General features: G+C 70.5%; 20 protein-coding genes and 5 tRNA genes. 10 read left to right on the forward strand and 15 right to left on the reverse strand.

Annotation, left to right across the window (positions count from 1 at the left end; genetic code table 11):
* Positions 1-215: 215 nt before the first annotated feature.
* Positions 216-809, reverse strand: a complete 594-nt coding sequence (gene leuD, locus ACFY2Z_RS16165; RefSeq protein ID WP_390744799.1) for a 3-isopropylmalate dehydratase small subunit — start codon at positions 807-809, stop codon at positions 216-218.
* 6 nt (positions 810-815) lie between these two features.
* Positions 816-2,246: a 3-isopropylmalate dehydratase large subunit gene (gene leuC, locus ACFY2Z_RS16170; protein ID WP_390744800.1), complete on the reverse strand. Its 1,431-nt coding sequence runs from the start codon at positions 2,244-2,246 to the stop codon at positions 816-818.
* 190 nt (positions 2,247-2,436) lie between these two features.
* On the opposite strand from leuC, the gene ndgR reads away from it, so the two are divergent.
* On the forward strand, positions 2,437-3,153 hold the full coding sequence (ndgR, locus tag ACFY2Z_RS16175; RefSeq protein ID WP_009320373.1) for an IclR family transcriptional regulator NdgR: 717 nt from the start codon (positions 2,437-2,439) through the stop codon (positions 3,151-3,153).
* 280 nt (positions 3,154-3,433) lie between these two features.
* On the opposite strand, the gene ACFY2Z_RS16180 is transcribed toward ndgR, so the two are convergent.
* The 10 genes from ACFY2Z_RS16180 to ACFY2Z_RS16225 all read right to left on the reverse strand — a co-directional run bounded on the left by ACFY2Z_RS16180 (position 3,434) and on the right by ACFY2Z_RS16225 (position 8,504).
* A tRNA-Glu gene (locus ACFY2Z_RS16180) sits at positions 3,434-3,506 on the reverse strand.
* Positions 3,507-3,534: 28 nt separating this feature from the next.
* A tRNA-Gln gene (locus tag ACFY2Z_RS16185) sits at positions 3,535-3,606 on the reverse strand.
* A gap of 20 nt (positions 3,607-3,626) precedes the next feature.
* Positions 3,627-3,699 (reverse strand) — tRNA-Glu (locus ACFY2Z_RS16190).
* Between the two features lie 61 nt (positions 3,700-3,760).
* A tRNA-Glu gene (locus ACFY2Z_RS16195) sits at positions 3,761-3,833 on the reverse strand.
* A 39-nt stretch (positions 3,834-3,872) separates the two neighbouring features.
* Positions 3,873-3,944, reverse strand: a tRNA-Gln gene (locus ACFY2Z_RS16200).
* Between the two features lie 91 nt (positions 3,945-4,035).
* Positions 4,036-4,791 (reverse strand): HAD family hydrolase, encoded by a 756-nt coding sequence (locus tag ACFY2Z_RS16205; protein WP_390744801.1) that lies wholly within the window; start codon positions 4,789-4,791, stop codon positions 4,036-4,038.
* 52 nt (positions 4,792-4,843) lie between these two features.
* Positions 4,844-5,545, reverse strand: a complete 702-nt coding sequence (locus ACFY2Z_RS16210; protein WP_390744802.1) for a DUF4241 domain-containing protein — start codon at positions 5,543-5,545, stop codon at positions 4,844-4,846.
* A 234-nt stretch (positions 5,546-5,779) separates the two neighbouring features.
* The gene (gene gltX / locus ACFY2Z_RS16215) at positions 5,780-7,255 is read right to left on the reverse strand and encodes a glutamate--tRNA ligase (protein WP_390744803.1); all 1,476 of its coding nucleotides are present in this window, start codon (positions 7,253-7,255) and stop codon (positions 5,780-5,782) included.
* Entirely contained in the window at positions 7,248-8,024 is a 777-nt protein-coding gene (locus ACFY2Z_RS16220; RefSeq protein ID WP_390744804.1) for a fumarylacetoacetate hydrolase family protein, read from the reverse strand. The genes gltX and ACFY2Z_RS16220 overlap by 8 nt, the downstream gene beginning before the upstream one ends.
* 291 nt (positions 8,025-8,315) lie before the next feature.
* Entirely contained in the window at positions 8,316-8,504 is a 189-nt protein-coding gene (locus tag ACFY2Z_RS16225) for a hypothetical protein (protein ID WP_390744805.1), read from the reverse strand.
* A 603-nt stretch (positions 8,505-9,107) separates the two neighbouring features.
* Between ACFY2Z_RS16225 and ACFY2Z_RS16230 the strand changes: the two genes are divergently transcribed.
* From ACFY2Z_RS16230 to ACFY2Z_RS16265, 8 genes are all read left to right on the forward strand, one after another.
* The gene (locus tag ACFY2Z_RS16230; RefSeq protein WP_390744806.1) at positions 9,108-12,953 is read left to right on the forward strand and encodes a nitrate- and nitrite sensing domain-containing protein; all 3,846 of its coding nucleotides are present in this window, start codon (positions 9,108-9,110) and stop codon (positions 12,951-12,953) included.
* Between the two features lie 9 nt (positions 12,954-12,962).
* Positions 12,963-13,376, forward strand: a complete 414-nt coding sequence (locus tag ACFY2Z_RS16235) for a roadblock/LC7 domain-containing protein (RefSeq protein ID WP_390744911.1) — start codon at positions 12,963-12,965, stop codon at positions 13,374-13,376.
* Positions 13,377-13,487: 111 nt separating this feature from the next.
* Complete coding sequence (locus ACFY2Z_RS16240; RefSeq protein ID WP_055493544.1) at positions 13,488-13,886, forward strand: DUF742 domain-containing protein; 399 nt, start codon at positions 13,488-13,490, stop codon at positions 13,884-13,886.
* Complete coding sequence (locus ACFY2Z_RS16245) at positions 13,867-14,442, forward strand: ATP/GTP-binding protein (protein ID WP_365162758.1); 576 nt, start codon at positions 13,867-13,869, stop codon at positions 14,440-14,442. Before ACFY2Z_RS16240 ends, ACFY2Z_RS16245 begins: the two co-directional genes overlap by 20 nt.
* 367 nt (positions 14,443-14,809) lie before the next feature.
* Positions 14,810-18,070 carry a nitrate- and nitrite sensing domain-containing protein gene (locus tag ACFY2Z_RS16250; RefSeq protein WP_390744807.1) on the forward strand — a complete coding sequence of 1,087 codons (3,261 nt, stop codon included), beginning with the start codon at positions 14,810-14,812 and terminating at the stop codon, positions 18,068-18,070.
* A 10-nt stretch (positions 18,071-18,080) separates the two neighbouring features.
* Positions 18,081-18,494, forward strand: coding sequence for a roadblock/LC7 domain-containing protein (locus tag ACFY2Z_RS16255; protein WP_004983065.1), 414 nt, complete (start codon positions 18,081-18,083; stop codon positions 18,492-18,494).
* A 97-nt stretch (positions 18,495-18,591) separates the two neighbouring features.
* Entirely contained in the window at positions 18,592-19,161 is a 570-nt protein-coding gene (locus ACFY2Z_RS16260) for a DUF742 domain-containing protein (protein WP_390744808.1), read from the forward strand.
* Positions 19,142-19,723, forward strand: coding sequence for an ATP/GTP-binding protein (locus ACFY2Z_RS16265; protein WP_026248371.1), 582 nt, complete (start codon positions 19,142-19,144; stop codon positions 19,721-19,723). The genes ACFY2Z_RS16260 and ACFY2Z_RS16265 overlap by 20 nt, the downstream gene beginning before the upstream one ends.
* A gap of 174 nt (positions 19,724-19,897) precedes the next feature.
* Here ACFY2Z_RS16265 and ACFY2Z_RS16270 read toward each other — a convergent pair whose 3' ends face one another.
* Complete coding sequence (locus ACFY2Z_RS16270) at positions 19,898-20,092, reverse strand: acyl-CoA carboxylase subunit epsilon (protein ID WP_311695020.1); 195 nt, start codon at positions 20,090-20,092, stop codon at positions 19,898-19,900.
* A 57-nt stretch (positions 20,093-20,149) separates the two neighbouring features.
* Entirely contained in the window at positions 20,150-21,742 is a 1,593-nt protein-coding gene (locus ACFY2Z_RS16275; RefSeq protein WP_390744809.1) for an acyl-CoA carboxylase subunit beta, read from the reverse strand.
* A 375-nt stretch (positions 21,743-22,117) separates the two neighbouring features.
* Here ACFY2Z_RS16275 and ACFY2Z_RS16280 point away from each other — a divergent pair, with 375 nt between their 5' ends.
* Positions 22,118-22,717, forward strand: a complete 600-nt coding sequence (locus ACFY2Z_RS16280; protein WP_390744810.1) for a YceI family protein — start codon at positions 22,118-22,120, stop codon at positions 22,715-22,717.
* 217 nt (positions 22,718-22,934) lie between these two features.
* Here ACFY2Z_RS16280 and ACFY2Z_RS16285 read toward each other — a convergent pair whose 3' ends face one another.
* Complete coding sequence (locus ACFY2Z_RS16285; protein ID WP_390744811.1) at positions 22,935-24,296, reverse strand: hypothetical protein; 1,362 nt, start codon at positions 24,294-24,296, stop codon at positions 22,935-22,937.
* Between the last annotated feature and the right edge of the window lie 84 nt (positions 24,297-24,380).

A 24,380-nucleotide genomic window follows, 5' to 3' on the forward strand; every position in this document is an offset into this window, starting at 1 on the left:
GCCTCCCGGCGGCCCTCCCGGGACCGGGGCATCCGGTGCCTCCCAGCGACGGCTACCCCCGCAATGACCTTTGTAACCAGCGGTGTTGGCACCCACGAAGGCGGCGCGCCGGGGGTGTCCGGGGGCGGAAACGGCTGTACCCCCAACCGTCCACGATTGGGGGTACAGACAGGTGTTGCGGTGGCCGAAACCAGCCCTTGCGGGCGGCCCCGGGATCAGATCTGGAGCGTCCGCGGCTTGTACGCGGGGCGCTCCGCCTCGTACGCGGCGATGTCGCCCTCGTTCTGGAGGGTGATGGAGATGTCGTCCAGGCCGTTCAGCAGCCGCCAGCGGGAGTTCTCGTCCAGCTCGAAGGCCGCGGTGACGCCCTCGGCGCGCACCTCGCGGGCCTGGAGGTCGACCGTGATCTCGGCCTGCGGGTCCCGCTCCGTGAGCTCCCACAGCGCGTCCACGATCTTCTGCTCCAGCACCACCGTGAGCAGGCCGTTCTTGAGCGAGTTACCACGGAAGATATCGGCGAAGCGGGCGGAGATGACGGCCTTGAAGCCGTAGTTCTGCAGCGCCCAGACCGCGTGCTCACGGGAGGAGCCGGTGCCGAAGTCGGGGCCGGCGACCAGGACGGTCGCCCCCTGCCGCTCGGGACGGTTCAGCACGAACTCGGAGTCCTTGCGCCAGGCCTCGAACAGCCCGTCCTCGAACCCGTCGCGGGTCACCTTCTTGAGCCAGTGGGCGGGGATGATCTGGTCGGTGTCGACGTTGCTGCGGCGCAGCGGGACGGCCCGGCCGGTGTGCGTGGTGAATGCTTCCATGACTTCTCAGACTCCAGCGGGCGTACGAGTGTCGGCGTCGGACAGGTCGGCGGGGGACGCCAGGTGGCCCAGGACCGCCGTCGCGGCGGCGACCTGCGGCGAGACCAGGTGCGTACGGCCGCCCTTGCCCTGCCTGCCCTCGAAGTTGCGGTTGGAGGTGGACGCGGAGCGCTCACCCGGGGCCAGCTGGTCGGGGTTCATGCCGAGGCACATCGAACAGCCCGCGTGCCGCCATTCGGCGCCGGCCTCCTTGAAGACCACGTCCAGGCCCTCGGAGACGGCCTGCAGGCCCACGCGCGCGGAGCCCGGGACGACCAGCATCCGCACGCCGTCGGCGACTTTGCGCTCCTTGAGGATCTCGGCCGCGGCCCGCAGGTCCTCGATACGGCCGTTGGTGCAGGAACCTACGAAGACGGTGTCCACCTTGATGGAGCGCAGCGGCTGTCCGGCCGCCAATCCCATGTACTCCAGGGCCTTTTCGGCGGCGAAGCGCTCCGAGGCGTCCTCGTACGAAGCCGGGTCGGGGACGGCGGCCGAAAGCGGAGCGCCCTGGCCCGGGTTGGTGCCCCAGGTGACGAACGGCGAGAGCGCGGCGGCGTCGATGCGGACCTCGGCGTCGAATTCCGCGTCGTCGTCGGTGCGCAGGGTCTTCCAGTACTCGACCGCGGCGTCCCAGTCGGCGCCCTCGGGGGCGTGCGGGCGGCCCTCGAGGTAGGCGAAGGTGGTCTCGTCGGGGGCGATCATGCCCGCGCGGGCACCGGCCTCGATGGACATGTTGCAGATGGTCATCCGGGCCTCCATCGAGAGCTTCTCGATGGCCGAGCCGCGGTACTCCAGGATGTAGCCCTGGCCGCCGCCGGTGCCGATCCTGGCGATGATCGCCAGGATCAGGTCCTTGGCGGTGACGCCCTCGGGCAGCTCGCCGTCGACCGTGATGGCCATGGTCTTCGGGCGGGCCATCGGCAGTGTCTGGGTGGCGAGCACATGCTCGACCTGGGAGGTGCCGATGCCGAACGCCAGCGCGCCGAAGGCGCCGTGCGTGGAGGTGTGGGAGTCGCCGCAGACGACGGTCGTGCCGGGCTGGGTCAGGCCGAGCTGGGGGCCGACGACGTGCACGACACCCTGCTCGACGTCGCCCAGCGGGTGCAGCCGGACGCCGAACTCGGCGCAGTTCTTGCGCAGCGTCTCCAGCTGGGCCCGGGAGACCGGGTCCGCGATGGGCTTGTCGATGTCGAGGGTCGGGGTGTTGTGGTCCTCGGTCGCGATGGTGAGGTCGAGCCTGCGCACCTGGCGGCCGGTCTTGCGCAGCCCGTCGAAGGCCTGCGGGCTGGTCACCTCGTGCAGCAGGTGCAGATCGATGTAGAGGAGGTCGGGCTCGCCCTCGGCGCGCCGGACGACGTGGTCGTCCCAGACCTTCTCCGCGAGTGTCCTACCCATCGCTTTCCCTCCGGCCGGCAGAGAGTGCACCGACCCAACTAGAGATCTTGCGGTGGCAGCGCCCGTACCCCTGGTGACCGGGCGTGTGCCGCCGGGCCCGTTGGTACGCGGGCCGCCGTGTCTTCCAGGGTGGCGGGTTCCACGGAAAATTGAACTTGCGTTTCACAGAGTGAGACGTGAGTATCGTTGCATGGACAACAGTAGCGGCGTCGGCGTTCTGGACAAGGCGGCCCTCGTCCTGAGCGCTCTGGAGTCCGGTCCGGCCACCCTCGCGGGTCTGGTCGGCGCCACCGGACTGGCACGACCCACGGCCCACCGCCTGGCCGTGGCACTGGAACACCACCGTATGGTGGCGCGCGACATGCAGGGCCGTTTCATCCTGGGCCCCCGGCTGGCGGAGCTGGCCGCGGCGGCGGGCGAGGACCGCCTGCTGGCGACGGCGGGCCCGGTGCTGACCCACCTGCGCGACGTCACGGGCGAGAGCGCGCAGCTCTATCGCCGTCAGGGGGACATGCGCATCTGTGTCGCCGCCGCGGAACGGCTGTCCGGTCTGCGGGACACGGTGCCGGTGGGATCCACGCTCACGATGAAGGCCGGCTCCTCGGCACAGATCCTGATGGCCTGGGAGGAGCCCGAGCGGCTGCACCGCGGCCTGCAGGGCGCCCGCTTCACGGCGACGGCCCTGTCGGGTGTACGGCGCCGGGGCTGGGCCCAGTCCATCGGGGAGCGCGAGCCGGGCGTGGCGTCCGTCTCCGCGCCCGTACGCGGCCCCTCCAATCGTGTGGTGGCCGCGGTGTCCGTCTCCGGTCCCATCGAGCGTCTGACGCGCCACCCGGGCCGGATGCACGCCCAGGCGGTCATCGACGCGGCCGCCCGCCTGTCCGAGGCGCTGCGCCGCTCCGGCTGACCGTCCGGCGACCGGGCGGCAGGGAGAGGGCCGGCCTCAACGCCGCGGCAGGCCCTCTTCCGGGAGACACGGGCAGGACGCCCGGGCCCGGGCACTCGCCACACGAGAAACATCAGCCTCGGAAGCAACAGCAGCCACGACTGGGACACCGAAGTGCTGGTGCCGTACCCGGAGTTGGTCCGCCGACCCGGCCGACGACGGGCACCGCACCACCCCGGGGCCGCGCCGGGTCCGGAAACGCCGCAGGGCCTCCACCGAAGTGGAGGCCCTGCCTACCGTGTACCCCCGACCGGATTCGAACCGGCGCTACCGCCTTGAGAGGGCGGCGTGCTAGGCCGCTACACAACGGGGGCGAGGATCTTACGTTTCCGCAGATCCGAGCTGGTCTACCTGGACTCGAACCAAGACTAACTGAACCAGAATCAGTCGTGCTGCCAATTACACCATAGACCAATGTGGTTTAGACCAGACCGTACCCCCGACCGGATTCGAACCGGCGCTACCGCCTTGAGAGGGCGGCGTGCTAGGCCGCTACACAACGGGGGCCCTAGCGATCCTGCATCGAGAGCAGCGGGAGCGACCCAGCTGTCCTCGCGGGAAGGATCTGTACCCCCGACCGGATTCGAACCGGCGCTACTGCCTTGAGAGGGCAGCGTGCTAGGCCGCTACACAACGGGGGCTTGCGGATGAGATCCGCGCATGCAGATGAGCTCTGCGAGCTGGCCTACCTGGACTCGAACCAAGACTAACTGAACCAGAATCAGTCGTGCTGCCAATTACACCATAGGCCACTGGAACGCAAGCCCCTTAGGGGTTCTTGTTCTAGCTCGCGCCTCCGGTTTCCGGCCTTTCGGCCCGCTCCCCGGCGGCGCAGGAAGAACATTACCCGAAGGTGGACGGCGCTCCAAAACGGGTATCCGCGCCGAGGACCGCGGGGAGTTCGTCGAGGGAGGCGATCCGGTGCAGGCCGGCGGGCCCTTCGGGCCGCGCGGCGGGTTCCGCGTCCGTGACGACACGCACACCCGCACGGTCGATCCACACGGACAGCAGCCCGGCCTCGGCCGCGCCGCGGCCGTCGATCTCCGGGTGGTCACCGACGTAGGCGACCTGGGGCGGGGCGAGCCCGAGCGCGTCGCAGGCGGCGCGGAAGGCCCGGGCGTCCGGCTTGGAGACGCCCAGCTCAGCGGCGCACAGCACGGCCTCGAAGCGGTCGCGGACGCCCAGGGTGCGCAGCTTGTACTCCTGGATGTGCACGCTGGAGTTGGACAGCACCGCGTGCCGATGGCTGGCGGCGAGGGCGTCCAGAACTGGCAGGACGTCCGGGAAGAGCGCCCAGGCGGCCTCGTAGTGATCCCGATAGCGCCGGAACCAGGCGTCCGCCTCGTCGTCGGTCAGCGGCCGGTCGAGGAAGACCCGTACGCGGTCCCGGCGCTGCCCCTCGAAGGAGGCCTCCCCGGCCGCGTACCGGGCCCACTGCAGATCGGTGATCCGCCGCCACCGGTCGAGGGCCTGCTCCACGCTCCCGAACCCGGCGAGCAGTCCCTCCGCGGCCAGATGCCCGCGCATCCCGGCGCGGTCGGCGGTGGTGTAGTCGAAGAGGGTGTCGTCGACGTCCCAGACGACGGCCTCGATCCGCACGCGGTTCACCTCCGGCTCATGGCCCTGACCGGCCTCTGACGACGGTAGCCGGTCAGCCGGTGGCGGCGGCAGTCCCGCTCGGCTCCTCGGCCTCGGACGGGTCGGGGGCCACGAAGAAGTCGGTGACGAAGCAGGTGACCTCACCGGCCGCCGTACGGCCGATCCAGGTGGGGTAGCAGCCGTCCCCCCATCCGGAGGTGAAGGCGGCCACGGTGTGGCCGGTGTCCGGCGCGATGACGACATGGGGGCCGGGGGCCCAGTCGCTGTCCTCGAAGACGTCCCACAGCGGCCCCTCGTCGCCCTCCCCTTCGTGGAAGGTGCCCTCGGCCGCGGCGTCGTAGAAGCAGCCGGTGCCGGCGTCCACGCCGTAGCCGTAGAACTCGTCCTCGCCGAGCTCGTCGGCGTCCTGGCCCGGCAGCAGGGCGGGCTCCCACACGGCGGTGGGCTCGTCGCGAATGACCAGGCGCGCCGCGGCCACCCGCAGATGCGGCCGGTCGGACGGCGGCTCGTCCGGCTGGGTGAGCGTCGCCACGGCGGCGTCGACGCGGTAGCGGCCGGGCGCGACGGAGACGGTGAAGGGCTCCATGTCGTCCTGGCCGAGGTAGACGAACGGGTCACAGGCCACGACCCGGCCCGTGGGCAGCCACAGCTCGCCGCCGTCGGCCACGCCGATCGTGCCGATCGTTCCGGACTCGTAGCGGAACGTGCTGCCGGGGGTGAAGAGCCACGCGTAGTCACGGGCGGGCATCGGCATGAGGGCGCCTTTCCATCAGGGCTGTGCGGGAGTCGGATCCGCAGGCGGCCCGGGGGACTTCGGCCCCGCGGCGGCCGCGCGTCTGCACTGCCCGAACGGTAGTCCCCGGGACTGACACACGCGGCTCTTCGAGGAAGGCGGAGGGGCGAAGACGGGAAACGGCAGGGCGGCAGCCGTGATGGCTGCCGCCCTGTGGTCGGCGTCCGACGGTGCCGACGCCCGCTGCGTGAGCGCCTACGCCGTCAGCCTCGCCAGCGCCGCGTCGATGCGGGCGAGCGTCTTCTCCCTGCCGAGAACCTCCAGGGACTCGAACAGGGGCAGGCCGACCGTACGGCCGGTGACGGCGACACGGACCGGGGCCTGGGCCTTGCCGAGCTTGAGGCCGTGGGCCTCGCCGGCGGCCAGGACTGCCTCCTTCAGGGACTCCGGGGACGACCAGTCGGCGGCCTCGAGCTTCTCCCGCGCCGTGCGCAGCAGCTCGTCGCTGCCCTCCTTCATCGCCTTGGTCCAGGAGGCCTCGTCGAAGACCGGCTCCGGCAGGAACAGGAAGTCGACGTTCTCCGTGATCTCGGAGAGGACCTTGACCCGGGTCTGGGCGTGCGGGGCGATCGCCTGCCACTGCGCCTCGTCGAAGTCCTCCGGAGCCCAGGGCGCGAACGGGGCCTTCAGCCACGGCCGACAGCGCTCCGTGAAGTCCTTCACCTCGAGGAGACGGATGTGATCGGCGTTGATCGCCTCGGCCTTCTTCAGGTCGAAGCGGGCCGGGTTCGGATTCACCTCGGCGATGTCGAAGGCGGCGACCATCTCGTCGACCGAGAAGATGTCGCGGTCCGGCGCCAGCGACCAGCCCAGCAGGGAGAGGTAGTTGAGCAGGCCCTCCGGCAGGAAGCCGCGCTCCCGGTAGAGGTTCAGCGACGACTGCGGGTCACGCTTGGACAGCTTCTTGTTGCCCTCGCCCATGACATACGGCAGATGCCCGAAGGCGGGCACGGACTTCGCCACGCCCAGCTCGATCAGCGCCTTGTAGAGCGCGATCTGGCGGGGGGTGGAGGACAGCAGGTCCTCGCCGCGCAGGACGTGGGTGATCTCCATCAGGGCGTCGTCGACCGGGTTCACGAGCGTGTACAGGGGCGCGCCGTTGGCTCGCACGATCCCGTAGTCCGGCACGTTCTCCGGCGTGAAGGTCAGCTCCCCGCGGACCAGGTCCGTGAAGGTGATCGCCTCGTCGGGCATGCGGAAGCGGACGATGGGCGCCCGGCCCTCGGCCTCGTACGCCGCCACCTGCTCGGCGGTGAGGTCGCGGCAGTGCCCGTCGTAGCCGGACGGCTGCCCGGCGGCGCGGGCGGCGTCGCGGCGGGCGTCCAGCTCCTCCGTGGTGCAGTAGCAGTGGTAGGCGTGTCCGCCGTCCAGGAGCTTCTTGGCGACGTCCTTGTAGAGGTCCATCCGCTGGGACTGGCGGTACGGCGTGTGGGGGCCGCCCACCTCGGGGCCCTCGTCCCAGTCGAAGCCCAGCCAGCGCAGCGAGTCCAGGAGCTGGAGGTAGGACTCCTCCGAGTCCCGGGCAGCGTCCGTGTCCTCGATACGGAAGACGAACGTGCCGCCGGTGTGACGGGCGTACGCCCAGTTGAACAGGGCGGTGCGGACCAGGCCCACGTGGGGGTTGCCGGTCGGGGACGGACAGAAACGGACGCGGACGTTCGCGTTAGCCACGCTTGATCACCTTGTTGGTGAGAGTGCCGATGCCTTCGATGGTGACGGCGACCTCGTCGCCGACGTTGAGGGGGCCGACCCCAGCGGGGGTGCCCGTGAGGATCACGTCGCCGGGGAGCAGCGTCATGGCCTCGGTGATGTTGACGATCAGATCCTCGATCGAGTGGATCATCTCGCTCGTACGGCCGAGCTGGCGCTGTTCGCCGTTGACCGTGAGCTGGATGGTGAGGTCGCCCGGGTCGAGGTCGGTCTCCACCCAGGGGCCGAGGGGGCAGGCCGTGTCGAAGCCCTTGGCCCGCGCCCACTGCTTCTCGCGCCGCTGGACGTCGCGCGCCGTGACGTCGTTGGCGCAGGTGTAGCCGAGGATCACGTCCTTGACGCGTTCGCGCGGCACCTCGCGGCACATACGGCCGATCACCACGGCCAGCTCGGCCTCGTGGTGCAGTTCCTCGGAGAAGGACGGGTAGGCGATCTCGTCGCCGGGGCCGATCACGGAGGTGGACGGCTTGAAGAAGGCGAACGGGGCCTCGGGGACCTCGTTGCCGAGTTCGCGCGCGTGCTCCGCGTAGTTGCGGCCGAAGGCCACGACCTTGTTCGGGAGCACCGGCGGCAGCAGCCTGACCTTGCTCAGCGGGACCTTCGTGCCGGAGAGCTCGAATTCCGCGAACGGGATGCCCTTGATGATGTCGAGAACGAGCTCGTCCGGCTTGTCACCCTCGACCACGCCGAAGGCGACGTTCCCGTCGATGGAGAATCTGGCGATGCGCACGGGATCCTTGCGCCCCTTAACTGAGCTGGCTGGAGTCTGACGCTCCAGGCTAACGCGGCAGCAAGGGGGGACCCCGCGCATTTACCGCCGACGCCACCGCGGCCGCGCGGGGAGACGGGCTCCGGACGCCGCCCGGCTTGGGGGCCGGGGCGCGTGGGCGCTCGGCCACGGAGAGCGGCCGGCCCGGTGGGCCGCGGTGCGGCCGTCGTGGGGCATTGAGCAAGCGGCGCCCGGCGCGCGTATCAAGCGGTGGCGGAGGCCTTGATCGGCCGCTCCGCGGCCCTGGACCGGTTACTCCGCGGCGGAGGCCTGGACCGGGACCTTCATGAGGATGGTGCGCTTGGGATTGGCGGTCTGCGTGGGAAGGTCGACGGAGTGCTCCGGAGCCGCCGGGGCCTGCAGCTCCTCGGCGTCGGCGAGGTGCACCAGCGTCGTGCGCCGCGGGTTGGCTATGGTGCGGAACATCATCGTGGTCTTCACTGTTGTCGTTGACCTTGTCGTGAGGGGCGCCGGGCGGGCGGCACGGGCCGACACCGGGGCGCGAGTTGTCGGATTCGCCATCCCTGTAAAGCGTCAGGCTAAACATGCAATTCCCCACCGAAGCCGCGAAGAGGCCGTGATCGCCGTGTGAGTTTCCTCACTGGGGCACGGATAAAAGGGTCAATTCACTTCGCGTTCACGTCACGACAAAACGGACATTGCTTGATTGAACCCTGCATTCCGCTCCTGATCATGGCGACTGGGACACCTGACCCGTCTCAATAACTCGTGGGCATACGTCCGTTATGCGCGAGATCACTTTCTACGCCTGGTGACACAGCACTCACAAGGTGTCACGGAGGTCACAGCCTCGCCCGTTGGCCTTGTTGGAGATCCGGCACTGTGCTGGAATTCCACGGACCGCCGCGGGATCGCACCGGCGCGCAGGGGGCGCAACGTAGCGCCGGGCAGCGACGGGGAGGGGGAGCCAGCGCCGGTCACTCACGACCACCCGGGGGGCGTAATTCAGGACGCCCCTCAAGACGCCGACACCGTCCCGTCCGTTCACGCGGGGGGACGCCTGGTCCAGAGGTTGCGACGCTAGTGCAGGGACGTTTCAAGAGGGATGGCAGCGCTTCGGCCGAGCCGGAGCCGCATGGCGGGACCGACCGCGGTTCCTCGCCCCAGCACGCCCAGAACCCAGGACCGGCCGCGGCCGGCAGTGGTCCCGAGCGGCCCGGGCGCCCCACCACGCCCGCGGCGGGCCCCACGGCACCCACGCCGCCGGCCCCGCCGAAGACAAAGACATCACTCGACCCGGGCACGCGCCTGGCACTGCGCAACTGGCGCATCTCCACGCGCCTGGTGTCGCTGCTCGCGCTCCCCGTGGTCGCCGCCACCTCGCTCGGTGCCCTGCGCATCAGCGACAACATGGACCAGATCCAGCAGCTCGACAACATGAAGCTGCTGACGGACATGACCAAGCAGGCGACCCAGCTGGCCGCCGCGCTCCAGGAGGAGCGCGACCAGTCCGCCGGTCCGCTCGCCCACGGCGCCACGGCGTCCGACTACACGGTCAAGGGTGTCCGCGACAAGACCAACCGGGCCCGCTCCTCCTTCCTGGAGGGCACCCAGGAGATCGGCGACGCCTCCGACAGCGGCCAGCTCTCCGGTGTCCGCGACAGCGTCGTCGGCATCGCGAGCGAGCTGAACAACCTCAGCGCGATCCGGGCCACCGCCTACAAGGACCCGAAGAACTCCACGCAGACGGTCGAGGCGTACCACCGTCTGATCACGCAGCTGCTCAGCCTCTCCCAGGACATGGCGGAGGCCACCAGCAACCCGGAGATGATCCAGCGCACCCGTGCGCTGGCGGCCTTCTCCACCGCCAAGGAGTACGCCTCCATGCAGCGTGCGGTGATCGCCGCCGCCCTGCCCGCGAACATCGACACGTTCGGCAACCTCTCCGAGAACGACCGGCAGTACGCCCTGTCGGCCCTGGAGAGCCAGGACTCCGAGCTCGACAGCTTCCGCAGCATCTACGGCGACGGTGCCGAGGACCTGACGAAGCCGATCGACCAGGGCAGCCCGACGATCGAGGCCGCCGACCAGTACGCCAGCCGCGTCCTGAAGAGCACGTCCGGTATGCGCAACCAGGACAAGCGCTCGTACAAGGACTGGGTCGACGACGACTCGACCAAGCTCGACCAGATGAAGAAGATCGAGGGCACGCTGCTCGAGCAGATGGAGCAGAAGGCCCGCGAGCTGAAGAGCGCCTCCCAGAACGAGGCGATCATCTCCGGTGCGCTGGTCCTGCTCGTCCTCGGTGTCTCCCTCGTAGGCGCCTTCGTCGTGGCCCGCTCCATGATCCGCTCGCTGCGCCGTCTGCAGGAGACCGCCACCAAGGTCGCCCAGGACCGTCTGCCCGAGCTCGTCAAGCAGCTGTCCGAGTCCGACCCGCAGGACGTCGACACGTCCGTGGAGTCGGTCGGTGTGCACTCCCGGGACGAGATCGGCCAGGTGGCCGCGGCCTTCGACGACGTGCACCGCGAGGCGGTCCGCCTCGCCGCCGAGCAGGCCCTTCTCCGGGGCAACGTCAACGCGATGTTCACCAACCTCTCGCGCCGCTCCCAGGGTCTGATCCAGCGCCAGCTGTCGCTGATCTCCGAACTGGAGTCCCGCGAGGCCGACCCGGACCAGCTGTCCTCGCTGTTCAAGCTCGACCACCTCGCGACGCGTATGCGCCGTAACGGTGAGAACCTCCTCGTCCTCGCGGGTGAGGAGCCCGGCCGACGCTGGACCCGCCCGGTCCCGCTGGTCGACGTGCTCCGTGCCGCCGCGTCCGAGGTGGAGCAGTACGAGCGCATCGAGCTCGCCGCCGTGCCGACCACCGAGGTCGCCGGCCGCGTCGTCAACGACCTCGTGCACCTCCTCGCCGAGCTGCTCGAGAACGCCACCTCGTTCTCCTCGCCGCAGACCAAGGTCAAGGTCACCGGTCACGCGCTGCCCGACGGCCGCGTCCTGATCGAGATCCACGACACGGGTATCGGTCTGTCCCCCGAGGACCTCGCCCAGATCAACGAGCGCCTCGCCTCGCCGCCCACCGTGGACGTGTCGGTGTCCCGGCGCATGGGTCTGTTCGTGGTCGGTCGTCTGTCGCAGCGCCACGGCATCCGCATCCAGCTGCGGCCCTCCGACTCCGGCGGTACGACCGCGCTGGTCATGCTCCCGGTCGACGTCGCCCAGGGCGGCAAGAAGCCCGCTCCGGGCAAGCCCGGTGCGCCCTCCTCGGGCGGTCCGGCCGCCGCGCAGGCCGCCGCGGGCGCGGCGGCGGCGCGTCGCCAGGCCCAGCAGAGCGGTTCGTCCTTCGGTACCGGTTCGTCCGGCGGCTCCGCACTGGGTGCCGCCCCGCAGCGCGGGCAGGTGGGTCCCGGAGCGGGCCCGCGGGCCGCGCTCCCCGGCAACACCCCCGGCGGCCGCCCCGGCTCCCAGCAGCAGGGTCGGCCGGGCTCGGGCGCCTTCGGTCAGAACGGCTCCTTCCAGGACTCCGGCTCCCGGCAGGGCGGTTTCGGCGACGGCGCCCCGGGCGCGCGCCCGGCCGGCTTCGGCGACAGCACCCCGGCGGCCGCTCCGCAGCAGCAGCCACAGCAGCCACAGCAGCCGCAGCAGAAGCAGAAGCAGCCCAAGGAGCGCGGCGGGCGACGCCGTCCGCAGCTGCCCGGCCGCGGCGGTGCCCGTGCCGAGCTGCCCGGTGGCAACCAGCAGCAGCGCACCCCGAGCTGGAGCGACGAGAACGCGCAGCCACCGGTGCCGCGTGCCTCGCTGGACGCCCCGCGCGGCCACGAGGAGCCGGACGCCCTGACCTCGACGTCCCCCATGCCGCGGATCGACGACCGGCAGGGCCCGGGCGCGACCGCGGAGATCCCGCGTGTCGACGACCGCCAGGGACTCCCCGCCGCTCCCGAGTTCCCGCGCCCGGACGCCAACTCCGCGCAGAACGGCGGCCAGTTCGTCCGCCAGGACATCTTCGGCGGCGGGAACCCGGGCGGCGCGACGGGCCAGTTCCCGGCCCAGGGCCGTGGCCAGGGCACCGGGCAGTTCCCGATGCCGGGCCGTGGTCAGGACACCGGCCAGTACCCGGCCCAGGGCCGCGGTCAGGACACGGGCCAGTTCCCGATGCCGGGCCGTGGTCAGGACACCGGCCAGTACCCGGCCCAGGGCCGCGGTCAGGACACGGGCCAGTTCCCGGCGCCCGGACGCGCCCAGGACCCGGCCGCCACCGGCCAGTACCCGGCCCAGGGCTACGACGCCTCCGGCACCGGTCAGTTCGCCGCCCCGGGCTACGGAAACCGCCAGGACTCCGCCGGTACCGGCCAGTTCGAGCGCCCGCAGCCGGCGGGCGACGGCTACGGCACGTCCCTGCCGCCGGCCCAGCACCGTCCGCAGCAGCAGCCGCCGCGCCGCCAGGAGCCCGAGGCGCTGCCGCCGGCGCCGGGTCCCGGTGACGGGCGCACGCCGCTGTACGACACGCTGGAGACCAACTGGTTCCGCGGGCAGGGGCAGGGGCAGCAGCCGGGCAACGGCTCCGCGCCGCAGGCCCCGCAGCAACAGCCGCAGCCGTCCCCCGCGGCACCCCAGCGTCCGGCCGCCGCCGGCGCGGCCTGGCGCACCTCGCCGAACGACGACCTCGTCCGCCAGGCCGAGCGCGTGCGGCAGCCCGCCGCGGGCGGCATCACCACCTCCGGCCTACCGCGCCGGGTCCCGCGTGCGAACCTCGTACCGGGCACGGCTCAGCAGCAACAGCACCAAACCGGTCCGCAGGTCTCGCGTTCGCCTGACGACGTACGCGGCCGGCTGACCAATCTCCGACGGGGCATCGCTCAGGGTCGCCAGGCCGGTACCGGCCAGACCGGCAGCTTCCCCAGCCCCACTCACCAGCAGGAGCGTTAGTTGAGCCCGATGAGCCAGGCGGCACAGAACCTCAACTGGTTGATCACCAACTTCGTGGACAACACCCCCGGGGTGTCCCACACCGTCGTCGTGTCCGCCGACGGACTCCTTCTGGCGCTGTCGGAAGGCTTCCCGCGCGATCGCGCCGACCAGCTGGCGGCGGTCGCCTCCGGGCTCACCTCGCTGACCGCGGGCGCCTCCCGGATCTTCGAGGGCGGCGCCGTCGCACAGACGGTCGTCGAGATGGAACGCGGGTTCCTCTTCCTCATGTCCGTCTCGGACGGCTCGTCGCTCGCCGTGCTCGCCCACCCCGAGTGCGACATCGGCCTCGTCGGCTACGAGATGGCGCTCCTGGTCGACCGCGCGGGGGCGGTCCTCACGCCCGACCTGCGCGCCGAGCTCCAGGGCAGTCTGCTCCACTGATAGGTCCCGGCACCACCCACCTCACCAAATCACCGTCCGGCCGCCACAATCCCCCCACCGGCCCCGTCAGACGGCACGACTGACCGACTTGCTGTCCCGCCCGGAGGATTCATGACCCCGCCCACCGCCCATCATGATCCGTACGCCGAGCCGTACGGGGACGAGGGCGACCAGCCGCTGGTACGTCCCTACGCGATGACCGGCGGCCGGACCCGGCCGCGCTACCAGCTCGCCATCGAGGCGCTGATCAGCACGACGGCCGACCCGGCCCAGCTGATGGGACTGCTGCCGGAGCACCAGCGGATCTGCCACCTGTGCCGCGAGGTGAAGTCGGTGGCCGAGGTGTCGGCGCTGCTCGCCATGCCGCTCGGTGTGGCCCGGATCCTCGTCGCGGACCTCGCGGAAGCCGGTCTCGTCGCGATCCACCAGCCGGGTGGCGACGAGAACAACGGCGGTGCGCCGGACGTGACACTGCTCGAAAGGGTGCTCAGTGGACTTCGCAAGCTCTGACGGCGGGCGGGCGACCACCTCCGCGAAGATCGTGGTCGCGGGCGGCTTCGGCGTGGGCAAGACCACGTTCGTCGGCGCCGTCTCGGAGATCAACCCGCTGCGCACCGAGGCCGTCATGACGTCCGCTTCGGCGGGCATCGACGACCTCACCCACACCGGAGACAAGACCACCACCACGGTGGCCATGGACTTCGGTCGTATCACCCTGGACCAGGACCTGATCCTGTACCTGTTCGGCACCCCCGGCCAGGACCGCTTCTGGTTCATGTGGGACGACCTGGTACGCGGCGCCATCGGCGCCATCGTCCTGGTCGACACCCGCCGTCTGGCCGACTGCTTCCCGGCCGTGGACTACTTCGAGAACTCGGGCCTGCCCTTCGTCGTCGCCCTCAACGGCTTCGAGGGGCACCAGCCCTACAACCCCGACGAGGTCCGCGAGGCGCTGCAGATCGGACCGGACACCCCGATCATCACGACGGACGCCCGCCACCGCGCGGACGCCAAGAGTGCCCTGATCACCCTGGTCGAACATGCCCTCATGGCCCGTCTGCGGTAGATCAAGTCGTCGGCACCATACGGCAGTTGTCGTAGATATGCGGGAGCCGGCTGTGGCGTTTGACACGGTCGGCCCCGCTGTTCATAACGTTTCGACAGAGAAATCCGGTGGTATCGCCACGCGTCGCGGTCGGTCGGTGTCGCTGCGCTCACAAAAGCCCCGCCTTTTGGCGGGGCTCGCTCTTTATGACCGTTTTATCTGGCGCTTACAGCGGGCGGAACCCCCACTTCCGAGTGTTTGGAATCGCGCAGGTTGACGTGCTGGAATGCCTGAACTGCCCAGTAGTCAAGGACGTACCAGTCTCAGACAGGGCTCTGGAGACACCGCGGCACGACGTAGGTGCCGTCGCCGAGAGGTTGTTGGTCGAGTGAGGCGAAGCAAGAAAAGTCCCGAGCCGTCGGCACGGGGCAACTTCACCCCGCCGCCGCGCGGAGCGGCACCCGCACAAGTGCCCGGTCCGGAGCCGACGGCTACGCCGCCCAGTGGCAGCCGCTTCTCCCCGCGCAACTGGCGCGTGCCGACCAGGCTGAACGCGATCCTGCTCATACCCGTGCTGGTCGGCCTGGTCATGGGCGGCTTCCAGGTGAGGAGCTCGATCGACACCTGGCAGCAGGCGCGCGACGCGGAGAACACCGCCCGTCTCGTGCAGGCCTCCCTGGCCTACGCCGACCGGCTCTACGAGGAGCGCGACGGCTCCGCCCAATTCCTGCTGGACCCCAAGAGCGGCGGCCAGAAGAACCCGACCGTCGTCCAGCTCTACGCCGCCACCGACAAGGCCGCCCAGGCCTTCGACGAGGCCGCGAAGAACATGCCGCACAAGTCGGGTCTGGAGCGGCGACTGGCCATCTTCCGCCAGGCCGAGACCAAGCTGCCGACGCTGCGGAAGCAGGCGTACACCCCCGAGGTCAAGGGCGTGGGGACCGAGGAGGGCTACGTCGGGGTCGCGCACCCCCTGATGGAGTTCGCCAACGAACTCGGTCTCGGCACCGGCAACATCACCAGCTACGGCCGTACCGTCTACGCCATCTCGCTCACCAAGGCCGCGCTGTCCCTGGAGCGCTCGATCGGCATGCACATGCTCATCGAGCAGAACGTCAAGCCCACCGACCTCGGCGCGCAGCGCGTCGCCCTGTCGTCGTACGCCTACCTCGAGGGCATCGCCGTCGAGGAGTACATCGGTGGCGGTACCGCGGCGGACGCCAGGAAGCTGGACGAGGCCACGCAGCAGGTGCAGGCGGAGGGCAAGACCCAGGCCGAGCAGGCCGCCGCCGACGCGAAGTCCAAGGGCCAGGCCTATGTGCCGCCGCCGTCCGACAAGACCATGGTCGCGGCCCTCGCCACGGCGCCGTCCGCCAGCGAGACGGCCCGCGCCGGGCTGGCCCAGGAGGGCGTCACCGCCCCGAACTGGTGGGCGGTCAACACCCTCAAGTACAACGCCTACCGCCAGCTCGAGTTCAACCTGGCCGACAAGGCCGTGTCGGACGCCTCGACCATCGCCGACAACGCCCAGCAGTCCGCGTTCATCACCGGTGCCATCGTCGTCGTCGCCCTGCTCGCCGCGTTCATCATCGCCGGCCTCATGGCTCGCCAGATGAGCCGCTCGATGCGCCAGCTGCGCAACGCCGCCTTCGGTGTCGCCGAGCAGCGCCTGCCGATGCTGGTCGACCAGCTCTCGCGGACCGACCCGGGCCGTGTCGACACCCGTGTCGCGCCCATCCCGATCGCCACCACGGACGAGATCGGCGAGGTCGCCCGCGCCTTCGACCAGGTCCACCGCGAGGCCGTCCGGCTCGCCGCCGAGCAGGCCCTGCTGCGGGGCAACATCAACGCGATCTTCACCAACCTCTCGCGCCGCAACCAGTCGCTGATCGAGGGCCAGCTGACCCTGATCACCGACCTGGAGAACAACGAGGCCGACCCGGACCAGCTGGAGAACCTCTTCCGCCTGGACCACCTGGCCACCCGCATGCGCCGCAACGGCGAGAACCTCCTCGTCCTCGCGGGCGAGGAGCCGGGCCGCCGCTGGGACCAGCCGGTCCCGCTGGTCGACGTGCTGCGCGCCGCCTCCTCCGAGGTGGAGCAGTACGAGCGCATCGAGCTGTCGGGCGTCCCGGAGGCCGAGATCCACGGCCGCGCCGTGACCGACCTCGTGCACCTGCTCGCCGAGCTGCTGGAGAACGCCACCACGTTCTCCTCGCCGCAGACCAAGGTCCGTGTGACCGCGACCCGTCTCCCCGACGGCCGCGTCATGGTCGAGATCCACGACAAGGGCATCGGCCTGACCGCCGAGGACTTCGCGGACATCAACCACAAGCTGGCCAACCCGCCGACCGTGGACGCCGCGATCTCGCAGCGCATGGGTCTGTTCGTGGTCGGCCGGCTGTCCGACCGGCACGGCATCCGTGTCCAGCTGCGCCCCTCCGGCGAGCAGGCCGGCACCACCTCGCTGGTCATGCTCCCGGACGCCATCACCCACGGTGGTGGTGGCGAACAGCCGCTGGAGCGCGACGAGTTCACCGTCTCGCAGATCATCCCGGAGCAGCAGTTCCAGGGTGAGAGCTTCGGGTCGGCGCAGCCGCTGCGCACGGCCGCAGAGCTGGGCTTCGACGACAGCCGCTACTCCGAGGTCCCGGACGACGTCCGCGGGCTGGACCCCGTCGGCCGCTCGCTGATGCGTGAGGGGCGCCGTGCGGCCCTGGAGGCCCAGGCACACGGCCACGACAGGCCGCAGGAGCAGCAGGAGCCCGCGCCGGGCTACCAGGAGAACTTCGAGGCTCCCCGGCCCGCGTTCGACAACGCGCAGCAGACGTACGACAACGGCCGGCAGGCGTACGACACCGGGCAGCACGCCTACGGCGACCAGCAGGCCGCGTACGACCAGCAGACGGCGTACGAGGAGCCCCAGCAGCCGGCGTACGAGGACCAGTACTTCTCGCAGAACGGCGCCCTGCCGCAGAATGACGGCTTCCCGTCCGCCGGCGGCTACCCGGAGCCCGGCTATACGGAGCCGCTCCAGCAGAACCGCTCCGCGGGCCAGGCCACCGCGTCGGATACGTTCACGGCCTTCGACGAGTCGCCCTACCAGGACGACTGGTCGAAGCGGGACGGCTTCCAGAACGGTTACCGGGCCGATTACGCTCCGGAAACGGAATCCACGCAGGCCGCTGACGCAAGTGAGCAGGACCGCGTAGGCTTCGACCGTCCGGGACCGACCCCCTCCGCCGGTCACACGATGACCGACGCCGGACTGCCCCGCCGCGGCTCCACCGCGAACGGCACGGCCGGCCGGTCGCAGCCGGTGACGCAGGATCCGCCGGCGGCCACGGGGACGGGCGACGACTGGCGCTCCGCCAACGATCAGCGGTGGCAGCAGGCGTCGCAGCTCCGGAAGCCCAAGGCGGGCGGGGTCACCTCCTCCGGTCTGCCGCGGCGCGTGCCCAAGGCGAACCTGATGGAGGGCGCCGCGGAAGCGACCCCACAGGGAGGCCCACAGGTCTCCCGTGCCCCGGAGGATGTCCGGGGCAGGCTGAGCAACCTGCGTCGAGGTGTCCAACGCGGACGCAGCGCAGGCAGTGAAACGAACGGCCAGGGCTTCGGTCCTGACAGCACCTACGACCAGGAGCGTTAGTGTGAGCCCGATGAGCCAGGCGGCACAGAACCTGAACTGGTTGATCACCAACTTCGTGGACAACACCCCCGGTGTGTCCCACACTGTGGTGGTCTCCGCCGACGGACTCCTTCTGGCGATGTCCGAAGGCTTCCCGCGCGATCGCGCCGACCAGCTGGCGGCCGTCGCGTCCGGACTGACCTCGCTGACCGCGGGTGCCTCCCGCATCTTCGAGGGCGGCAGTGTGAACCAGACGGTTGTGGAGATGGAGCGAGGATTCCTCTTCATCATGTCCATCTCCGACGGTTCGTCGCTCGCGGTCCTCGCACACCCCGAGGCGGACATCGGCCTCATCGGGTACGAAATGGCCCTCCTGGTGGATCGTGCGGGTACGGTCCTTACTCCGGACCTTCGTGCGGAGCTTCAGGGAAGCCTTCTCAACTAACAGACGAACGGTGTGTATTGGCGTCCCGGCACCGTAAGGTTTCGGGACGCGGCTTCCACAGGGATGGGTGCTCAGCGCAGTCGGAGGAGGAGAGAACGTGGCAACACCCCCAGGCGGTTCGCCCGCGGGTAATTGGTCCTATGGCCCCGGCCAGGGCCAGGGTGATCAGAACCGGTACAACTTCCCCTCCACGCCGAGCCAGCGGCGTCAGCCGTACGCGCCTCAGGGCCCCGGCCCGTCGCCGTACGACCAGCCGCCGGCACCGCGCATCCAGCCCGTGCAGCCGCAGCGCCGGTCCCCCGAGCCGGCGCCCGCTGGGTCGTCGAACAACCCTCTGGTGCGTCCGTACGCCATGACGGGCGGCCGTACCAGGCCGCGCTACCAGCTCGCCATCGAGGCACTGGTGCACACCACCGCGCAGCCGCACCAGATGCAGGGCCAGCTGCCCGAGCATCAGCGGATCTGCAACCTCTGCCGGGATATCAAGTCGGTGGCCGAGATCTCGGCGCTGCTCACGATTCCTCTCGGCGTGGCCAGAATCCTCGTCGCCGACTTGGCGGAGGCGGGTCTGGTCGCCATCCATCAGCCCGGCGGCGACGAGAACGCCGGCGGCCAGCCAGACGTGACACTGCTCGAAAGGGTGCTCAGTGGACTTCGCAAGCTCTAGCGGCGGTCCTTCCCGCTCCACCACCTCCGCGAAGATCGTGGTGGCGGGCGGCTTCGGCGTGGGCAAGACCACGTTCGTCGGCGCCGTCTCGGAGATCAACCCGCTGCGCACCGAGGCCGTCATGACGTCCGCTTCGGCGGGCATCGACGACCTCACCCACACCGGAGACAAGACCACCACCACGGTGGCCATGGACTTCGGTCGTATCACCCTGGACCAGGACCTGATCCTGTACCTGTTCGGCACCCCCGGCCAGGACCGCTTCTGGTTCATGTGGGACGACCTGGTACGCGGCGCCATCGGCGCCATCGTCCTGGTCGACACCCGCCGTCTGGCCGACTGCTTCCCGGCGGTCGACTACTTCGAGAACTCGGGCCTGCCCTTCGTCATCGCCCTCAACGGCTTCGACGGCAACCAGCCGTACAACCCCGACGAGGTCCGCGAGGCGCTGCAGATCGGACCGGACACCCCGATCATCACGACGGACGCCCGCCACCGCGCGGACGCCAAGAGTGCCCTGATCACCCTGGTCGAGCACGCGCTGATGGCCCGCCTGCGGTAGGCGGACACCAGTCCTCGGGGAGATCCCCGCGCCCCCCGGGGGCGCGGGGATTTTCGTTGCGTGCGCCCGGACGTCCGGGTCCGACGGCGTCCGGACGTCTGCGTGCGTCCGGACACCGAAAAGGGCCCCTCCGCGATGGAGGGGCCCTTCTCGATGCGCTGAAGCGGCGTGAGCCTAGCTGTGCCAGCTGTGGGGCGCCCGGAAGCCGGGCTCGCGGTCCAGGCGGCGCCAGCCGGCCTTGGCCCGGCGGCGGTGGACCGGGGAGACGGCGGGCTGGGCGGCCGCACGGGCCAGGAGGACGGCCGTGATGGCGGCGACCTCCTCGGGCTCGGCGTGGCCCTTCTCGACGCGGATGTCGGGAGCGTTCATGGGTGTCAGTCTCCGTAAGAGAGGGGTCCGCGGGATTACCGCGATGGATCCGCTCGGTTACTGCGGGGGGTTGCCGTGCTTACGGGCGGGCAGGTCCGCGTGCTTCGCCTGCAGCATCGCCAGGGACTTGATCAGCACCTCGCGCGTCTGGGCCGGGTCGATGACGTCGTCCACCAGGCCCCGCTCCGCCGCGTAGTACGGATGCATCAGCTCGGACTTGTACTCCTTGACCATCCGGGCCCGCATGACGTCCGGGTCCTCCGCGCCCGCGATCTGACGGCGGAAGATGACGTTGGCGGCACCCTCCGCGCCCATCACGGCGATCTCGTTGGTCGGCCAGGCGTAGGTGAGGTCCGCGCCGATGGACTGGCTGTCCATGACGATGTACGCACCTCCGTACGCCTTGCGCAGGATCAGCGAGATCCGCGGCACGGTCGCGTTGCAGTAGGCGTACAGCAGCTTCGCGCCGTGACGGATGATTCCGCCGTGCTCCTGGTCGACACCGGGCAGGAACCCGGGGACGTCCAGGAGCGTCACCAGCGGAATATTAAAAGCGTCACACATCTGGACAAAGCGCGCAGCTTTTTCCGAGGCCTCGATGTCGAGGACACCGGCGAGGGTCTGCGGCTGGTTGGCGATGATGCCCACCACCTGGCCGTCCAGCCGGGCCATCGCACAGATGATGTTGCGCGCCCAGCGCTCGTGGACCTCCAGGTACTCGCCGTCGTCGACGATCTCCTCGATGACCTTGGCCATGTCGTACGGGCGGTTGCCGTCGGCCGGGACCAGGTCCAGCAGGACGTCGCTGCGGCGGTCCACGGAGTCCGTGGGCTCGACCCGCGGCGGGTTCTCGCGGTTGTTCTGCGGGAGCAACGACAGCAGGTAGCGCACCTCGGCGATGCACGTCTCCTCGTCGTCGTACGCGAAGTGGCAGACGCCGGAGGTCTCGGCGTGCACATCGGCGCCGCCCAGTCCGTTCTGGGTGATCTCCTCGCCGGTGACGGCCTTGACCACGTCCGGGCCCGTGATGAACATCTGGGACGTCTCACGGACCATGAACACGAAATCCGTGAGGGCGGGGCTGTAGGCCGCGCCGCCCGCGCACGGGCCGAGCATCACGCTGATCTGCGGGATGACGCCGGAGGCCTTGGTGTTGCGCTGGAAGATGCCGCCGTAGCCGGCGAGCGCGCTGACGCCCTCCTGGATACGGGCACCGGCGCCGTCGTTCAGGGAGACCAGCGGCGCGCCGGCCGCGATGGCCATGTCCATGATCTTGTGGATCTTGGTGGCGTGGGCCTCACCGAGGGCGCCGCCGAAGATCCGGAAGTCATGGGCGTAGACGAAGACCGTCCGGCCCTCCACCGTGCCCCATCCGGTGATCACACCGTCGGTGTACGGCTTCTTGGCCTCCAGGCCGAACCCGGTCGCCCGGTGCCGGCGCAGCTGCTCGACCTCCTGGAAGGACCCCGGGTCCAGGAGCAGCTCGATGCGCTCCCGGGCGGTGAGCTTGCCCTTGGCATGCTGCGCCTCGGTCGCCTTCTCGCTGGGACCGGCGAGGGCCCGCGCACGAATCTCGTGCAGTTCGGCGACGCGCCCGCGCGCGTCGGTGGGCTCGCTCCCGGAATCTACAGCCTCGTCCAAAACGGTCATGTAGCGACCTTACGAAGTCCACCAAGCAAAGCGGCCCGTTGACTCCGTACAGTCTCCGGCCCGTTTTCCTGGTACCCCTGAACAGAACCATGCCCCGATGCAGCCGATCCGACTGCTCCAGGGGGCCGAGCGTTGTAGGGCCCGCACAAAGCGGTCACCCGGATGACACGGCGCATTCGGCGCCGCACATGCCCTCCCCGGAGTGACAGTGAACCTCGAACGGCGGCGCCCCACCGTACCCGCTCCCACAAGGTTGAAAGTTGAACGGAATCGCGTTACGGTCATCCACACCGCTACTCATTGAAGATTCAATAGCTTCTGAGCCCCCGCCTTCCCGCCCGGAAGCCGGGAACCGTCCCCCAAAGGAGCAAGATCATGGGCATCTTCGGCCGCAAGAACACCACCGCCACCGCCGACGCCACGGTGAACCCCGACCTCGCCGCGCTGACCGGTGACTACGTCGTGGACCCCGCCCACTCCACGATCGGTTTCGTGGCCCGCCACGCCATGGTGACGAACGTCAAGGGCGGCTTCCAGGACTTCGAGGGCACCCTGCACCTCGACGGCTCGGACCCCACCAGGTCCCGCGCCACGATCGACGTGAAGATGGACAGCATCGACACGGGTTCGGCCGACCGCGACGGCCACCTCAAGAGCGCCGACTTCTTCAAGACCGACGAGCATCCGATGATGACGTTCCGCTCCACCGCGGCGCAGGCGCTGGGCGGCGACGACTACCGGATCACCGGCGACCTCACGATCCTCGGCACCACCAGGCCGATCACCATCGACCTGGAGTTCAACGGCGCGGCCAAGGACCCGTTCGGCAACGAGCGCGTGGGTTTCGAGGGCAAGACGGAGCTCCTGCGCTCGGACTGGGGCCTGACCTGGAACGCGGCCCTGGAGACGGGCGGTGTGCTGGTCTCGGACAAGATCAAGCTGGTCTTCGACATCTCGGCGATCAAGCAGGCCTGACCCTTCCCGCCGTGAACACCGCGTGGACACCGCGCCGCGCGGCCCGTCCGAGAGAGCCCGTCCTCCGATCCCCTACGGAGAGCGGGCTCTCGGCATCGGTGGCCGGTGTCCCCGATGGCGGCCGCCGGAAGGCCCGCCGCGTTGCCGGAGCGGCTCGCGAACCGGCACGCCCCACGAGGACGTCCGGCGCAAAGGACGACAGCCGGGTCGGCCGACGTCAGAAACCTCCGCCGAAGTCCCCTCCGCCGCCCCCGCCGCCCCCGCCGAAGTCCCCTCCCCCGCCGTCGCCGAAGCCGCCGCCGAAGTCCCCGGGGTCGAAGTCCGCGCCGGACATGTCCCCGCCGTCGTAGCCGCCGAAGTCGCCGTAGCCCGCGCCGTAGTCCGCCGCGTACGAGGGGGTGGACATCATGCTGCCGAGCAGGGTGCCGACCAGCAGGCCGGGCAGGATGCCACCGCCGAAGTAGCCGCCCGCCCAGGGGCCGTAGGCCGGGCCCGCGTCCCAATAGGGGCGGCGGCCGTGGTCCGTGTCGACCTCGCGGACCGCGGGGTCGAGGCCGTCGGCCAGCCGGGCCCGGTCCGCCGCGCAGACGGGCACCTCGCGCGGGGCGCCGCCGGCGGGCGTCCAGACCGCGTCGGCGACGGACGGACCGTGGCGCGGGTCGAAGAAGCACGGCGGCCGGCGCTCGGGCAGGGGGCGGCCCTCCCGGCGGGCGGCGAGCACCGCCAGCGAGAAGCGCCCGTCCTCCAGGGCCTGGGTGACGGCCTTCACGTCCTCCGGGCGCTGCGCCGCGGCCATGGCCGACTTCGCCTGGTCGTAGGCGTTCAGGGCCCGTTCGTAGTCCGTGCGCATCGCGTCGTCCGCGCCCGCCTCCCCGGGGTGGAAGTCGAGACGGTCCAGCTCCTCGCCGAAGGCGGTGATGTCCTCGTCGACCACGACCCGCAGCTTCTGCAGCGCGGCCTGCTGCTCCTCCTCCCTCCGGCGCCGCCCGCGCCGGACGAGCGCGTAGGCGCCCGCGCCGCCGGCCACCAGCACGGCGGCGACCGCGATCAGCGCGGTGGAGGAGACCCCGCCGTTGCCGCCCGAGCCGCCCCAGGTCGACGGGGCGTGGCCCCGGACGCTGACGAGCGCACGGTCGGTGAAGTCGTTGAGCTGGGTCTTGGCGGACTCGCCCTGCACGCTGGTGACCAGGTTCCGCACGGCGGTACGGGGCAGCGCCGAGGAGTCGGCCCGGGCGTCGAAGCGGTCGCCGAGGCGGATCGCGTACACACCGGTGATGCCGGTGGCCGTGCGGAGGTCGGAGAACAGGTTCTGGGTGGGGTAGCCGGCGGGCAGCACGGCCACGAAGACCGGTTTGCCGGCGTCCTCGATCTTCTTCGCGAGGGCGTTCGCGTCCGGGGCGGACAGCTGCCCGGAGGCCGCCGGATCGACGTAGACGGGGTTCTTGCGCAGCGCCGCGGCGACGGCCGAGACGTCCGTCGCGGCCTGGGCACGCGGAGCGCCCGCGTACAACACCGTCAGGGCCGCCATGAGCAGCGCGACCAGCGGTACGGCGAATCCTTTGACCAGCATGGCCTTCATACCTCGACGCTACCCGAAGGCGATCGGAACGGGGCGGCCTGAAGGGGGTGCGGAAGGGGGCGGTGCCCGGTGGGCGCCGCCCCC

Origin of the sequence: Streptomyces sp. NPDC001222 (assembly GCF_042896945.1) — a bacterium.
GTDB lineage: Bacteria > Actinomycetota > Actinomycetes > Streptomycetales > Streptomycetaceae > Streptomyces > Streptomyces gibsoniae.